Here is a 14787-nt window from a genome sequence, read left to right as displayed (position 1 = left end):
AGCCCATCGAGGAACCGTAACACGTGTCTCAGGCAGTAACCCGCACCTCCCCATCCGCAGGTAATTTCTTCAGCCGCCACTGGCGCGGCGACTATTCGCTCGCCCGTTCCTACTGGCTGCACACGGTGCTGCTGTCGTCGCTGCTGCCGGCCTTCTCGATCTCCGCGCTGGCCCGCCTGACCAACGACATGCCGGCGCGCTACGGCGTGGCCGGCGTGCTGGGCATCGCCGCCTTCAGCTATGTCGCGTGGATCTGGGGCGTGCGCGGCTGCTGGATGTCGGCCGGCCGGCATGTGGCGCGCGGCGGACGTCGCTGGGCCGAAGTGGCGGTCAAGTTCCTGATCGTGTGCGGCGCCATCAGCCTGGTCTCCAGCACCTTCCGCGCGTCGCACTCGCTGCGCGAGCAGTTCGACATCGCGCGCGGCAAGCAGCTGGGGCCGCCGGTGGTCTACCAGGTGCGGGTGGACGGCAAGTCCATCCTGCTGCAAGGCGGCATGAACGACGGCGCCGCCGACGGCCTGGAGCGCATGCTGCAGGCGCATCCCGCGGTCCAGACCGTGGTGCTGTATTCGGCGGGCGGCTGGGTGCGCGAGGGCAAGCTGGTGGGCGACGTGATCCGCCGCCACCGCCTGAACACCTACGTCGAGCAGGAATGCTCCTCATCCTGCACGCTGGCGTTCATGGCCGGGCGCGACCGCGCGATGGACCCGCGCGCCCACATCGGCTTTCATACCCTGTATACGGTGGGCGGCGACGACCGCATCAACAAGAGCTTCGACCGCAAGCTGACGCTGGACACCTACGGCAAGCTGGGCCTGCCGCGCGACTTCATCGAGCGCATCGCCGACACGCCGTCCGACCAGAGCTGGTATCCCGAGCTGGGCCGCCTGCTGCAGGCCGGCGTGCTCACGCGCCTGGCCTCCGGCGGCGAGACGGCGCAACTGGCCACCATCGCCACCTCGCGCGACATCCTGGAAGAAGAGTTCAAGAAGGGCGCGCTGTTCGACATCATGGCGCGCTATCACCCCAAGGAGTTCGCGCGCATGGTCGACCTGGCCTGGGCGCGCGTGCAGGCGCGGGCCAGCGATGCGGAGATCCTGGCGGTGGGCCGCGAGCAGGTCGGCATCCTGAGCCGCAAGCTGTTGCCGATCGCCTCCGACGCGTCGCTGGCCGAATTCCAGCAGCTGGTGCTGGACCAGGCGGTGGCGCTGCGCGGCATCAGCGCGGCGGCCTGCAGCGAGCTGTTCTATCCGCGTTCGCGCGCCGATGCGATCGCCGGTCGCGAGGCGCCGCAAGCGGCCTTGCCGCAGGAGTTCGCCAACCGCGAGCAGCTGGTGACCCAGCACCTGCTGCGCGACGCCGACCCGGCCAACGCCGGTCGTTTCACGCTGGGCGAACGCACCCGCGTGATCCGCAAGGCGCTGGCGCCGCTGACCCAGGACGAGCTCAAGCTCCTGTCTTCGCCCGAGCGCCGCCAGTCCGATCCCGAAGCCACCTGCGACGCCTCCATCGCCTACCTGCGCGCGGTCAACCAGCTGCCCGATGACGAACGCAAGGCGGCGCTGCGCGTGCTCTATTCACGCAACAACTGAGGCGGCGCGATGCGCCGCTACCTGCCAGTCCCACGCCAATCACGCTAACCGCGCTACTCGGCGATCTCGGCGAACTGCAGCATCTTCATCGGCGGATACAGCCGGAGCGAACGTGCCGCGCGCATGTTGATCAGCACCGAATGGCGCGTCAGCGTGGGCGTGGCCAGATCGCCTGCGCGCTTGTCGTGGAACAGGATCTGCGCCGCCTGGTAGGCCGAGACCTGGCCGATGCCGGCCAGCGGGCTGATCAGGCCGAGCAGGATGTCGCCCTTGCGGAACGCCGATTCGGCCGAGGTGAACATCGGCAGGCCGAGGCCGATGGCGCCCCGGCTGATCGCCTCCACCTGCTGCAGCGTGAAGGTCGAGCCGACGCTGTAGAGGAAGTCCACCTTCTGCTGCGCCAGCGCGGCCAGCGCGCCGGGAATGTCGGCGGCGCTGGGCCTGCCGTCGGCGCCCAGCGGCAGCTTCACCTCCGCCACCTCGATGCTGCGCGACTGCAGGTTCTGGCGCGCCTCGGCCGCCTGCGCCACCGCCGCCGGCTCGTTGGTGTTGTACAGCATGCCGACCTTGCGCACCTTGCGGTAGGCGCTCAGCAGGTTGATCTGCGCGGCCATCGGCACGGCGGTGTTGGCGCCGGCCACGTTGTCGCGGCCGGAGCGGCCGGCCTCGCGCGCCACCTTGGATTCCACCGGATTGCCGACATACATGTAGACCACGGGGATGTCGCTGATATAGCCCTCGCGCCTGGGCGCGTCATAGGCGCCGACCATGGCCAGCGTGATGCCGGTGCCCCAGGTGGCGATCAGGTCCGGGCGCAGGCGGCGGGCTTCCTCCACCAGCGGCGGCATGCGCGAGGTGTCGCCGTCGATGTCGCGCAGGATGAAGTTGACCGGCCCCTGGCTGGCCAGGCTGTGCTGGAAGCTGCGGCAGACCTCTTCGCATCCCCGGTTGGTGATCAGGTAGACCTGCTTGGGCTTGACCAGCACCGCCGCCGCGGCGGCGCCGGCCAGGCTCTTGCCGGCCGGCCAGGCGTTGCCTGCCAGCCCCAGTGCAAGCGTCATCGCCAGCGCCGCGCTGCCGATGGCGCCCCCGACCCTGCGTGTCGTCGTGTTCATTGCATTCTCCTTGCCTTGCTTCATACGCCGTCGTCGGCGACGGTTGCCACGCTCTTGCGGTCGCGCAGCAGCAACCAGCCTTGCAGCAGCGCGCACAACAACAGCAGCGCGCCGATCAGTCCCGAGGTGCCGGCATAGCCGGCGCCGGCCACCATGAGCGCAATCGCCGGCGCGGCCAGCATGGCGCCGATGCGCTCGACCATCCGGTACACGCCGATGGCCACCGTCGGCGCCACGCCGGCCAGGTCATGTTCGCCCAGGCGCAGCACCAGCGCGCCCTGCGCCGGGAAGCCGGCGGCCCAGATCACGCCGATGGCCGCTACCGCCAGCGCGATCGCCGCCGGCGTATCGGCCAGCGCCGCCAGCAAGGCCATGGCGCCGGCCAGCGCCAGGCCCGCCAGCACGATGGCGGCGTGGCGGCCGCTGCGGTCGGCCCAGCGCGCGGCCGGGGCGTTGAGCAGCAGCACCAGGAAGAAATAGGCCATCATCGTCAGGCCGATGAACGAGGTCGACTCGCCCTGGGCCGACAGCGCCAGCGGCGCCCAGTAGAACAGCAGGCCCTGCTGCAGCAGTTGCATCGGCAGGCCCACCAGCACCAGCAGGCCGAGGAAGCGCGGCTGGCGCAGCAGGTGCAGCAGCGCGCCCGACAGCGGCGTGGGCGCATGGGCGGCGTGCGTCTGGCGCGGCATGTGCAGCAGCGACAGCGCCGCCAGCAGCGTGAAGGCGATGCCCAGCGCGAACACGCCCGAAGTCCCGGCGCGATCCACCAGCAGCGAGCCCAGCCCGGCGCCGCAGATGCCGGCGGCGACATAGGCCGCCAGGTAGACCGCCATGCCGCGCGCGCGGGCGCCGCTGCGGCCGATATAGTCGAACGCCGCCACCGTGATGAAGCCCGAGCTGGCCCCGGTCAGCACGCGCGCCACGCACAGCGTGAGCAGCGAATCGGCCAGCAGCGCGGCGACATGGCCGCCCAGCGCCAGCAGCAGGCCGGTGTTGAGCAGGCGCAGCGGGCCGTGACGTGCGCTCTGGCGGCCGGCGAAGGGCGACACCAGGGCGATGGTCAGCAGGAACAGGGAGATCGGCAGCGTGCTGCGCAGGCTCTCCGGCAGCAGCGCGAAGGGCGCAAACCACTGCTCCAGCGGCGTGCCTTCCCACAGGCGGGGCAGGGGCTGCTGCGCCAGCTGTTTGGCCCACATCGGCAAGAAGGCGCGCGCCAGCTCCGAACCGGTGAAGTAGAGGAACAGCGGCAGGCGCAGCCGCGCCAGCATGCGCCCGGCGTCGGCTTGCTCGTGCTGCGAATGGGCGTGGCGGTTGCGCGCCAGCATCCCGTGCAGGACCTCCATGCTGAGCAGCACGCCGATGGCCAGCAGCGTGGCGAACTCGATGCCGAGCTGGCGCGTGCGCTCGGCCAGCGGATTCGGGTCGAGCGACACCACCAGCTGGCCGGCGGTCTCGCCGCGCACCGTCAGCGCGAAGCGGAACACGCTGTCGGCCGTGGCCGCGCGGTCTTCGCCGGCGGCCGGATTGTCGGCCAGGAACAGCGTGCGGCCGTCCTTGTTCTCGATGGCCACGCGGGCGAACTCGGCGCCGTTGGCGAACGCCGGCTGCAGCCAGTCGTTCACCCCGCGCAGGTCTTCGATCGGGATGCCCAGCGCCAGCGCGCGCTCCAGTCCCGGGGTCAGGGTGTGGGCGAAGGTGGCCGCCAGGCGCGGCGCATCCTCGGCGCCGACCTCGCTGAACAGGCCGTAGGCGCGCCAGGCGATGGCGCCCTGCACCAGCATCAGCAGCAGCGACAGCAGCACGCCCAGGCGACGCATGGCGCGCCGGCCCTGTTCGCGCCGGCGTTCGTCGTTCTCTTCGCCGGCGTCTTGTACCCCGCGCGCCATGCGCGGCGCCAGGATGGCCAGCAAGACGATCGCCGCGGCCAGCGCCAGCAGCGCGCCCGGCCACAGGCGGTTGAAAGCCTGGTGCGCCTGTTTCTGCGTGGCGGCCAGGTCGTATTCCAGCACCAGCCAGCCGGCGCGCACGCCGAAGGCGTTCTGCAAGGGCAGCGCCAGACTGCCGGCCTGGCCGCGCTCCGGCATGGGCTGGCCGCTCGCGGCGGCGCGGCGCGCCTCTTCCCACAGTTCCGGCGCACCGGCGCGCGCGTCGCCGGCCTCATCCTGGACCACGATACGGCGTCCGCCGCCGGCGTCCAGCGCGACGATGGCGCGCAGGCGCGCGTCGTGCCGCAGCTCGAGCCGGAAGGCCGATTGCAGCGCGGCCGTGTCCTCCAGCTCCAGTCCCAGCGCCAGGCGCGCTTCCAGCGTCTTGGCCAGGTGCGTGGCCAGCATCGTGTGGCGCGCGCGCTCACGGCCTTCCAGCGTGGAGGAAAACTTGGCGTAGTTCATGAACAGCAGCAGCGCCACCCCCAGCGTCAGCAGCAGGATGCCGATCCACAGCGGTTTGCGGCGGGCGTTCATGTCCGGCTCCGGTAGCGCGCCATGAGGCAGGTGATGTCGTCGGCTTGCGGGCCGCCGGCCTCGAAATGCTTGATGGCCGCCATCACGCGCGCGTTCGCCTCGGCCGGCGCCAGTGCGCGCAGTCCGTCCAGGCAGCCGGCCAGGCGCCGCTCGCCGTACAGCTGGCCGTCGGGATCGGCGGCCTCGGTGATGCCGTCGGTGAAGAGGAACAGGCTGTCGCCCGGCTGCAGCGTCACCGCGCCTTCGCGGAAGGCCATGTCTTCGGCCACCGCCAGCGCGATGCCGCGCGTGCTGGGCAGCGCTTCCACGCCGCCGGCCGCGCGCAGCAGGTAGGGCGGGTTGTGGCCGGCGTTGGTGTAGGAGAGCGAACCGTCGCGGGTGTCGAGGATGGCGTAGAACAGGGTGACGAACATCATCTCCTCGTTGTCCGCCGCCAGCAGGTCGTTGACGCGCGCGATGCAGGACGACGCGCTCTCGGAGAACGGCGCGACCGCGCGCAGCAGCGTACGCGAGATGGCCATGAAGAAGGCCGCCGGCACGCCCTTGCCGGAGACGTCGGCCACCACCAGCGCCACCCGGTGCTGGTCTAGGTCGAAGAAATCGTAGAAGTCGCCGCCCACCTCCTTGGCCGGCAGCATGGTCGCGTGCAGCTCCAGCAGCGGGTGCGAATTGAACTCGCGCGGCAGGATGGAGAGCTGCATCTTGCGCGCGATCTCCAGCTCCTGCTGCAGGGCGATGAACTGGGTCTTGGTGCGCAGCGCCTCGCGCAGCTCGGCCACCAGGCGATCCAGCTCCTGGTACTGCTGGCCGACCCGGCTCACCAGGTTCTGGAAGCCCAGCGCCAGGATGCCGAACTCGTCGACGATGCGTTCCAGGCGCGGATCGTCGGCGGCCACGGCCGCATCGGCCGAAGGCGCCTGCGGGCGGCTGGCGTGTTCGATGCGTTCCAGGTCTTCCAGGATGCCGCGGCGGGCGACGTCATCCAGGCGCTCGGCCAGCTGCATCATCTGCAGCCGGATGAAGCGCGCCTGCCGCTTGCCCTGGCGTTCGCGCGAGCGGCGCAGGGTTTCCAGGGCGTCGATCTTCTCGCCGATGCGGCGCACCACGCGGTACAGCATGCGGCTCTCGCGGTTCTGCTGTTCCGGTTCTTCCTCGTCGGTGTCGCCGTCGGCCAGGCGTTCCAGGCGGCGCGTGGCCTGCGCCAGCGGCGTAAACAGGCCGCGCAGGTAGAACAGCAGCGTGGCCAGCGCGGCCGCCACCAGCGCCAGGCAGGCCAGCACCAGCGCGCCGTCGGCCGCGCCCATCTGCGCCGGCAGCGGCAGGCGCGCGATCAGCGTGCCCAGCGCGTGACCGCTGGGAGCGTTCAGGCCGAGCACGGCCAGCAGCGCGGCCGGTTCATTGCCTTCGCCCACCAGCGCGCTTTGCCGGCCGTGGCGCGTCCATTGCGCCACCAGCGGCGCGTAGGCGTCGGCCAGCGGTTGCCCGCGCAGGTCGGCCAGGGCGGTCGGCGGCGCCTCGCCCGCCGCGGCCTGGGTTTGCTGCAGGCGCCGGCGCAGGCGCGCCAGGCTGTCCTCCAGCGGCCGCGCGGCCATCACCACCAGCTGCTTGTCGGTGTCGCGTTCGTCGAGGTCGATGCGACGCGCCACGCCGCTCTGGTAGACGTGCGCGGCGTTCTGCCACACGCCGTGGATGGCCGCGCCGCCGCGCGCGCCGGCCTGGCGCAGCGGCGCCAGCGTCAGCGGGTCGATGCGGGTGGTCTCGTCCTTCTGGCCGCTGGCCACGCGCGGCGTGCCGTCCAGGTGGAAGATGGCGAACATCAGGCTGGGCGTGGAGGCCTCTTCCAGCACGTCGTCCAGCGCCTGGTCGTTGTCGCCGGCCAGCAGCGCGGCCATGCCGGGATGCTCCATCAGGCGGTTCAGTTCGGCATCGAGCTGCACCCGGTCTTCGTCCAGCGTGGCCTGCCAGGCCTGCTGCAGCACCTGGTTGCCGGCGCCCAGCAGGCGGCGCTCGTCGGCCAGCCGGTATTCGTGATGCAGGCCCCAGGCGCAGGCGCCGATCAGTGCGATGGCCGAGCAGGCCGCCAGCAGCGCGCGCTGCGCTCCGCTGGGCAGGCGCCGTCGCGCCCAGGCCTGTTCGGGCAGCGTCCGGCTGCCGCTGTGCTGGCGGCGCGCCAGCGGGACGGCCAGCTGGTCCAGCGCCTGCACGATGCCGGGATCGAAGTGGGCCGCGCGCACCTCGCCGGCCTTGAGCAACAGGTAGTCGTTGCGGCGACGCAGGCCGTGGATGCGCTCGGCCAGCGAGGCCTGGTATTGCGTGGCCGGGTCGCGCACGCCCACCAGCGGCAGCAGCGGCAGGTCGCCCGCGGCCAGTTGCTCGGCCGCCGCGATGCAGGCCTGCAACGGCCGCTGCAGGCGCCGCCGTACCAGGCCGCGCAGCAACCAGCACACCGCCGCCGCCAGCAGCAGCGCCGCCGCCAGCGACCACAACCAGCCCTGCCAGCCCAGCGGCGGTGCCACGCTGGCCACGTACAGGCGCCCGGCGACGGCGCCGTCGCGCCCACGCACCTCGATGGCGGCCAAGTAGAGCGCCTGGTCCACCATCGCGCCGGCGCCGCCATCCTGCTGCAGCCGTGCGACGGCCGCCTGCAGCGCCGGCGTGGCGCCCACCGCGGCCAGCTGGCGACCGCCGGCGTCGGCCAGCACCAGCGCCTCGAGCATGGCGTTGCCGTCCACCGCCTCGCGGAACCAGCCGTCGACGTCGACCAGGCGGTCGATCGGCACCTGGTAGTTGAGCGCGCGCTCGATCTCGCGCACCAGCGAACGGCCGATCACCTCGGCGGTCTGGCGCAGCTCCGGCGCGGCCAGCCTGGCGGCCGCGCGTTGCGCCAGCCAGCCCAGGCCGAGCGAGGACGCCAGCAGCACGCACAGGGCGAGGACGGTCCAGCTGATCCAGAGTTTGCGCAGGCGGGCATGCATGTCAGCGCGACTCCAGGTTGTCGAGCCGGTCGGCTTCGGCGTCGATGCGGGCGAACTCTTCCTGCATCGCGGCGGCGGCCAGCAAGGCGCCGGCCACCGGGCCGGTCAGGGTGTCGTTGCGGCCGTCGCGCAGGCCGGCCAGGGCGTCGCTTTGCTGCAGCAGGCGGCGCTCGACCGGGCGCAGCAGCAGCCAGCCGAACAGGCCGCCCACCAGCGCCAGCCCGGCCGCCCACAGCAGCGGCAGCAGCCAGAAGCCGCCCAGCTGGCCGAAGGTGCCGGCGCGGTCGTCGAGCCGGTAGCGCAGCGCCACGCCGCCGGCCACCTGGTCGAAGCCGTTGATGACGGCGCCGCACACCAGCCGGCCTTCCTCGTCCACGCCGCTCCAGTTGCCGCGCGCGCGGGTCAGGCAGGGCGCGCGCCAGGCCGCCGGGATCACCGCGCCCACGCCGCCGCTGTCGGTGGTGAAGACGATGTGGCCCTGGGCGTCGAAGATGTCGATGGACAGGATCACGCGCTCCTGCGAGCGGCTCTGTTCGATCAGTTGCTGCGCGCCGGGCAGGTCGGGCAGCAGCAGGCCGACCTGCAGGCCGGCCTCGACGCCGCTGCGGATGGTGTTGAGGCTGAACTCGAAGCGCCCCTCGCGCAGCGCCGCGCCGCGCTGCTCCAGCGTGGCCAGCCAGCCCAGCACGCCGGCGCCCAGGGCCAGCAGCAGCGCGCACGACAGCGCCAGCACATAGAACCGGTTCAGGGTCAGGACCAGGCGGGACAGGCGCAGCCGGTGCTTCATGCGGTGGCCTCGGCAGGGGAGCGCAGCAGGTGGTCGGCGAAGCCCGGGCAGGTCTCGCCTTCGGCCACGAAATGCGCGCCGCCGCACAGTTGCAGCAGCTTGCCGGCGATGCCGTCGAAGCGGATGCGCAGCGCTTCACCGCTGGAGGTGACCACCGTCAGCGGCGAGGGCAGGCCGAAACGGCGATGCGCCAGCAGCGCGGCGGCGGTGGCGCCCGTGCCGCAGCCCAGCGTCTCTTCCTCGACGCCGCGCTCATAGGTGCGCAGGTAGAGCCGGCCCTGATCGAGCGCGACGAAATTGATGTTGGCGCCGCGCGGCATGAAGGCCGCGTGGTGTCGCGCGTGGCGGCCCAGTTCGGCCACCGGGGCGGCGGCCAGCGCGGCGCGCGAATCGACGAACGAGACCGCGTGCGGCACGCCGATGTCGATGGCGTCGAACAGCCAGTCGCGGCCGCGCCAGTGCACCGCGATGTCGTCGCGCGGCGCGCCGGGCGGCGGCAGGTCGAGCACGATCTCGCCGTCCTGGAAGCGCACCTCCACCGCGCCGGCGGCGGTATCGAGCACAAGGTGTTCGCGCGCCAGGCCGGCGCGGCGGATGAAGGCGGCCAGGCAGCGTGCGCCGTTGCCGCACATTTCGCCGACCAGGCCATCGGCGTTGACATACACCATGCCGAAGGCGGGCACGCCATCGGGCGCCGCGCGCGAGGCGGCGCGCAGCACCAGCATGCCGTCGGCGCCGATGCCGAAGTGGCGGCGGCACAGCAGCGCGGCCAGCGGCGATTCGAGGCCGGCCAGTTTCCCGGCGCGGTCGTCGACGATCACGAAATCGTTACCGCAAGCCTGCATCTTGGTGAAGTGCAGCATGCCGTCCCCTTGTTCCTTTTTCTGGTTCGCCGCCGGTTCAGGCCGCCGCGGCTGCGGGCGCCAGCGGCACCGGCGCCTGCGCCTGCGCCGGCAGGTACTGCGCCAGCAGCGCCAGGTAGTCGTCGGTGTCCACCAGGCGCACGCCGCGCTCGGCCAGCGCGGCGAAATCCGCGGGCGTGGGCTTGGGCACGTAATGGCGCTCGGCGTCGACCTGCGGCGTCGACGGCAGTTGCTCGCCGCGCCCCAGCGCATGCACCGCATCTTCGATCATCTGCGCGCCGTTGCGATAGTTGTCGACCCAGTTGGAGAACAGCGAGCGGGTGTAGTCCAGCTGCATCGGCCGCACTTCCAGCAGCGGTCCGGTGTCGATGCCGCGATCTATCCAGTGCAGCGTGCAGGCCGCTTCCGGTTCGCCGTCCTTCATGCACCAGAACGTCGGATTGACGCCGGCATGCCGCGGCAGGGCGCCGGAATGCAGGTTCAGCGCGCCCAGGCGCGGCACGTCCAGCGCCTCGGGCTTGAAGATGAAACCGAACTGGAAGGACACGATCAGGTCGGGCATGACGCCTTCCACCCGGCGCGTCAGCTCGGCGCCCCTTGCGATATGGCCGGCGTCCTGCATCGGCACGCCGTGGCGCCGCGCGAGGGTGTCGAAGGAACACCAGCGGCTGCCGTTGTCGGCGCCGCCGCGCTGGTCCAGCAGCGGGAACAGCAGGCGGTTGGGCAGGTCCTGCTCAAAGAACTTGAGCCAGCCCAGTTCGGCCACCGCCGCCGTCTCGGGGCGGATGCGATTGGCCAGCAGCACCTCGACCTGGTAGCGGTCGGCCAGCGCGGGCAGCAGGCGGTTGAGCATCATGTTGCCCACCAGGTCGCGCTTGGTACACAGTAAGATTTTCACCCTTCACCCCTTTTCGGTTCCCCTGCCGCGCGCCGGCGAAGGCGCGACCCGGCGCCGGCCCTGTTGTTGTTCGTCTGCGGGCGCCGTGGTTTCGGCATGTATTGTAGAACGCATCCGGGCGCGGCGGAACGACTCGCGGGCATTCTCGCCACGCCGGCCTGACGCGTTGGCGCCAGGTCGCCATCTTGCGTGCCGCAGGTGACCGCCGCGTTACATCGGACGGGCATGCCGATGCGCCTTGCGGCCCGCGCGGCGCGTGCTACACTCGCCGCAGAATCGACTGCCGAGGAAGTCCGATGTCCGAACCGTCCGAGCTGTTACTCGAGTTGAACAACGATGTCGCCGAACTGGAGCGGCTGGCCGAGGCCGTCGACGAATTCTGCGGCGAGCAGGGCCTGCCGCCCAAGCTGGCCTTCAACCTCAATCTGGTGCTGGAGGAGGTGGTGGTCAACGTGATCAACTACGCCTTCCCCGACGGCAACGGCGCCGACGAACCGATCTACGTGCGCGTGGCGCTGGAGGGCGGCAAGGTGGTCGGCGAGGTGCGCGACACCGGCATGGCCTTCGACCCGCTGGTGGGCGGTCCGCCGGACTTCGCGCTGGACCTGGACAAGCGCGAGATCGGCGGGCTCGGCGTGCATTTCCTCAAGACGCTGATGGACGAGGTGTCCTATCGCCGCACCGAACGCTACAACATCCTGCGCTTCGCCAAGGCGCTGGATCCGCTCCAATAAGAAGACGGTGCGCCGCGCGGGGTTTGCAGTGATTTACATCATGCGAAAGTTGCCGGACGGCACCGGCCGGGTTCCGTAAAGGCTCCACACAGAGATCCATCATGAACATCACATTCGAGAAAGCCGGCGAGATCCTGCAGGTTGGGCTGGAAGGCAAGATCAGCAGCGTCAACGCCGCCCAGGTGGAGGCCGATCTGCTGGCCCAGATCGCCAAGGGCGAGAGCGACCTGCTGGTCGATATGGGCCGGCTCGACTACATCTCCAGCGCCGGCCTGCGCGTGGTACTGCTGGTGGCCAAGAAGCTCAAGCAATCGGGCGGCGTGCTGGTGTTGTTCGGCATGCAAAGCCAGATCCGCGAGGTGTTCGACATCAGCGGCTTCCTCTCCATCCTCACCGTCACCGATACGCGCGAACAGGCGCTGACCCACTTCTCCCACCTGGGATGAGCCCCGCCCGCAGGCCGCCGTCTAACTGATTTCAGTGATGGCGCGCCTGCCGGGCCGGCGCTACAGTCTCCCATTCCCTGCGCTTGTTCCGGCGGCAATTGTCGTCGGTTTTTTCGCGTGCGCCATCGCCTGGTGCGGCTGCGTTTCATGTCGGTGCGTCGATTGTGACCGCAGGATGAAATAGGCCGGTCGTGCCTTTTTGGCAGGGCCTTCGCGCACGCCGCTGTCATTATTTCAATTGAAATACTGGGGCGGTTTTTTACTGGTTTTTCTTCGATAGGTTTGTATTACTATTTGCCAGACTTCACTGTCTCTACGGAACGGCTTTGACGGTCCGTCCATTTCCGCGCATCGCGCCGCACCCATTTCAGGAGAGTAATCATGGCAGATGGATCAGTAGCACCGAAAGAACGCGTCAACATCGTCTACCGTCCCGCGACCGGCGATGCCAAGTCCGAAGTCGAGCTGCCGCTGAAGTTGCTGGTGATGGGCGACTACACGCTGCGCAATGACGACACCCCGATCGAGGAAATGAAACCGGTCAACATCGACAAGGACAACTTCAACGACGTGCTCAAGGCGCAGAAGCTGTCGCTGGACCTGACCGTTCCCAACAAGCTCGACGACAAGGCCGACCCGGACGCCGTGCTGGCCATGAACATGAGCTTCGAGCATATCAACGACTTCACTCCCGACGCCATCGTCGACAAGGTGCCCGAGCTGCGCCAGATGATCGCGCTGCGCGACGCGCTCAAGGCCCTGAAGGGCCCGCTGGGCAACATCCCCGACTTCCGCAAGAAGGTGCAGGAGCTGATCGAGGATGAAGGCGTGCGCGCCCGCCTGCTGTCCGAACTGGGTATCGAAGAAAAGTAAGCGGAACCGGAACACGAGGGAGAGAACATGAGTGAAGAACAAAAGCAGTCCGCCCCGCAGGCGGCTGACGCACAGGCCGGCGATTCCTTGCTGGACCAACTGATCGAATCGGCCCGCATCAAGCCGGGCGACGACGCCTACTCGATCACCAAGCAGGGCATCCAGGCCTTCATCTCGCAGCTGCTGGAGCCGCAGAACTCGGTGGAGCGCATCACCCAGGCCACGGTGGACAGCATGATCGCCGACCTGGACAAGAAGCTGTGCGCGCAGGTGGACGCCATCCTGCATCACGAGAACTTCCAGAAGCTGGAGTCGGCATGGCGCTCGCTGAAGTTCCTGGTGGACCGCACCAACTTCCGTGAGAACGTGAAGATCCAGATGCTGTCGGTGAGCAAGGACAAGCTGCTGGAAGACTTCGAGGATTCCGCCGACATCACCAAGTCCGGCCTGTACAAGAACCTGTACACCGCCGAATACGGCCAGTTCGGCGGCCAGCCTTTCGGCGCCATCGTCGCCAACTATGAATTCGGCCCCGGCGGCCAGGACATCAAGCTGCTGCAATACGCAGCCAGCGTCTCGGCCATGAGCCACGCGCCCTTCATCGCCGCCACGGCGCCGCAGTTCTTCGGCGTGGACAGCTATGACCAGCTGCCCAACCTGAAGGACCTGGCCTCGATCTTCGAAGGCCCGCAGTTCGTCAAGTGGAACTCCTTCCGCGAGAGCGAGGATGCGCGCTACATCGGCCTGACGCTGCCGCATTTCCTGCTGCGCGTGCCCTACGGCACCGATACCGTGCCGGCCAAGAAATTCAACTACACCGAAGACGTCTCCGGCGGCAACAAGCAGTTCCTGTGGGGCAACGCCGCCTTCGCCTTCGCCACCCGCCTGACCGAAAGCTTCGCCGACTACCGCTGGTGCGCCAACGTCATCGGCCCGCAAGGCGGCGGCACCGTGGGCGACCTGCCGGTCTACACCTACGAGTCGATGGGCGAGATGCAGAACAAGATCCCCACCGAGGTGCTGATCTCCGAACGCCGCGAGTTCGAGCTGGCAGAACAGGGCTTCATGGCCCTGACCATGCGCAAGAACAGCGACAACGCAGCCTTCTTCTCGGCCAACTCGGCGCAGAAGCCCAAGTTCTTCGGCAACACCAAGGAAGGCAAGGAAGCCGAGCTGAACTACAAGCTCAGCACCCAGCTGCCCTACATGTTCGTGGTGAGCCGCCTGGCGCACTACATCAAGGTGATCCAGCGCGAGAACATCGGCACCTGGAAGGAGCGCGGCGATCTCGAGAGCGAACTGAACAACTGGATCCGCCAGTACGTGGCCGACATGGACAACCCGGCCGAAGGCGTACGCAGCCGTCGTCCGCTGCGCCAGGCCGAGATCGTGGTGGCCGACGTGGAAGGCGATCCGGGCTGGTACAAGGTCGACCTCAAGGTGCGCCCGCACTTCAAGTACATGGGCGCATCGTTCACGCTGTCGCTGGTGGGCAAGCTGGACAAGAAGTAATCGCACCAGGTCGCGGGAGGCGAGAGGGGACAGGAGGCGCGTCCCGCGGCCGCAACATCTTCATGGGCAGGACAGGGAGCTGCCCGTCACTGCGGCGCTCGCGCGAGCGGCCGTTCACTCCTCGGCCGCCGTCCGGCGGCAACCCCAGGCGACAACATCAAGCGGCAATTCAAGTAACGGCAAGACATGCAGGGAGGCGCGCCTCCCGTGTTTCATCTGTAACGGAAGCCGGGTCGGGTTGACACGGAACCGTAACGCAACACCCTCAGAATACAACTCATGCACAGACCACATGAGAGGTGAGAGGGGCTGAGCAGAACCGCCGAGGGGAGACCGAGGCGCAAGCAAAACGGTGGCGGGAGACGGCATGGCGCTGTCCCGGCCGACGCTAAACAACGTTCATCAGTGATTAAGGAAACCATCATGCCAATGCCCTGCTACCTGATCCTCGAAGGCCAAAACCAAGGCAAGATCGAAGGCTCGACCAAAGTCAAAGGCCACGAGGGGAAGATTCTCGTGCAAGCCGTGGA

At 69.2% G+C, this 14787-nt stretch carries 11 protein-coding genes and 1 pseudogene; 6 read left to right on the top strand and 6 right to left on the bottom strand.

Features of this window, described 5'->3' with window-relative positions:
- Positions 1-23 precede the first annotated feature (23 nt).
- Positions 24-1592, top strand: coding sequence for a COG3904 family protein (locus tag CEJ42_RS22900; RefSeq protein WP_088752670.1), 1569 nt, complete (start codon positions 24-26; stop codon positions 1590-1592).
- A 53-nt stretch (positions 1593-1645) separates the two neighbouring features.
- Here CEJ42_RS22900 and CEJ42_RS22895 read toward each other — a convergent pair whose 3' ends face one another.
- Genes CEJ42_RS22895 through CEJ42_RS22870 form a run of 6 tightly spaced genes read right to left on the bottom strand, consistent with a single transcriptional unit; the run spans position 1646 to position 10692 of the window.
- Positions 1646-2707, bottom strand: a complete 1062-nt coding sequence (locus tag CEJ42_RS22895) for an ABC transporter substrate binding protein (protein WP_165774492.1) — start codon at positions 2705-2707, stop codon at positions 1646-1648.
- A 20-nt stretch (positions 2708-2727) separates the two neighbouring features.
- Positions 2728-5169, bottom strand: a complete 2442-nt coding sequence (locus tag CEJ42_RS22890; RefSeq protein ID WP_088752668.1) for an MFS transporter — start codon at positions 5167-5169, stop codon at positions 2728-2730.
- Positions 5166-8144: a PP2C family protein-serine/threonine phosphatase gene (locus CEJ42_RS22885; protein WP_088752667.1), complete on the bottom strand. Its 2979-nt coding sequence runs from the start codon at positions 8142-8144 to the stop codon at positions 5166-5168. The genes CEJ42_RS22890 and CEJ42_RS22885 overlap by 4 nt, the downstream gene beginning before the upstream one ends.
- A 1-nt stretch (position 8145) precedes the next feature.
- Positions 8146-8931, bottom strand: coding sequence for a hypothetical protein (locus CEJ42_RS22880; RefSeq protein WP_079217164.1), 786 nt, complete (start codon positions 8929-8931; stop codon positions 8146-8148).
- Positions 8928-9794 (bottom strand): diaminopimelate epimerase, encoded by an 867-nt coding sequence (gene dapF, locus CEJ42_RS22875; RefSeq protein WP_129587823.1) that lies wholly within the window; start codon positions 9792-9794, stop codon positions 8928-8930. Before dapF ends, CEJ42_RS22880 begins: the two co-directional genes overlap by 4 nt.
- 37 nt (positions 9795-9831) lie before the next feature.
- Positions 9832-10692 (bottom strand): formyltransferase family protein, encoded by an 861-nt coding sequence (locus tag CEJ42_RS22870; protein ID WP_088752665.1) that lies wholly within the window; start codon positions 10690-10692, stop codon positions 9832-9834.
- Between the two features lie 296 nt (positions 10693-10988).
- Between CEJ42_RS22870 and CEJ42_RS22865 the strand changes: the two genes are divergently transcribed.
- The 5 genes and pseudogenes from CEJ42_RS22865 to CEJ42_RS25330 all read left to right on the top strand — a co-directional run.
- Positions 10989-11426, top strand: coding sequence for an ATP-binding protein (locus CEJ42_RS22865; protein WP_088752664.1), 438 nt, complete (start codon positions 10989-10991; stop codon positions 11424-11426).
- A gap of 101 nt (positions 11427-11527) precedes the next feature.
- Positions 11528-11872: an STAS domain-containing protein gene (locus CEJ42_RS22860; RefSeq protein WP_079217160.1), complete on the top strand. Its 345-nt coding sequence runs from the start codon at positions 11528-11530 to the stop codon at positions 11870-11872.
- 378 nt (positions 11873-12250) lie between these two features.
- Positions 12251-12745, top strand: coding sequence for a type VI secretion system contractile sheath small subunit (tssB, locus tag CEJ42_RS22855; protein ID WP_088752663.1), 495 nt, complete (start codon positions 12251-12253; stop codon positions 12743-12745).
- A gap of 27 nt (positions 12746-12772) precedes the next feature.
- The gene (tssC, locus tag CEJ42_RS22850; RefSeq protein ID WP_088752662.1) at positions 12773-14257 is read left to right on the top strand and encodes a type VI secretion system contractile sheath large subunit; all 1485 of its coding nucleotides are present in this window, start codon (positions 12773-12775) and stop codon (positions 14255-14257) included.
- A gap of 423 nt (positions 14258-14680) precedes the next feature.
- A pseudogene (locus CEJ42_RS25330) lies at positions 14681-14787 on the top strand (type VI secretion system tube protein Hcp); the annotation flags it as partial.

Origin of the sequence: Herbaspirillum robiniae (genome assembly GCF_002213415.1) — a bacterium.
GTDB classification, from domain to species: domain Bacteria; phylum Pseudomonadota; class Gammaproteobacteria; order Burkholderiales; family Burkholderiaceae_D; genus Herbaspirillum; species Herbaspirillum robiniae.
Note: the sequence above shows the minus strand (reverse complement) of the source record. Positions and strands in the feature narration are given on the sequence as shown.

Coding starts and splice junctions, on each gene's coding strand:
- CEJ42_RS22880 (WP_079217164.1), bottom strand. CDS start 8,931: ATGAAGCACCGGCTGCGCCTGTCCCGCCTGGTCCTGACCCTGAACCGG.
- CEJ42_RS22860 (WP_079217160.1), top strand. CDS start 11,528: ATGAACATCACATTCGAGAAAGCCGGCGAGATCCTGCAGGTTGGGCTG.
- CEJ42_RS22865 (WP_088752664.1), top strand. CDS start 10,989: ATGTCCGAACCGTCCGAGCTGTTACTCGAGTTGAACAACGATGTCGCC.
- dapF (WP_129587823.1), bottom strand. CDS start 9,794: ATGCTGCACTTCACCAAGATGCAGGCTTGCGGTAACGATTTCGTGATC.
- CEJ42_RS22885 (WP_088752667.1), bottom strand. CDS start 8,144: ATGCATGCCCGCCTGCGCAAACTCTGGATCAGCTGGACCGTCCTCGCC.
- CEJ42_RS22895 (WP_165774492.1), bottom strand. CDS start 2,707: ATGAACACGACGACACGCAGGGTCGGGGGCGCCATCGGCAGCGCGGCG.
- tssC (WP_088752662.1), top strand. CDS start 12,773: ATGAGTGAAGAACAAAAGCAGTCCGCCCCGCAGGCGGCTGACGCACAG.
- CEJ42_RS22890 (WP_088752668.1), bottom strand. CDS start 5,169: ATGAACGCCCGCCGCAAACCGCTGTGGATCGGCATCCTGCTGCTGACG.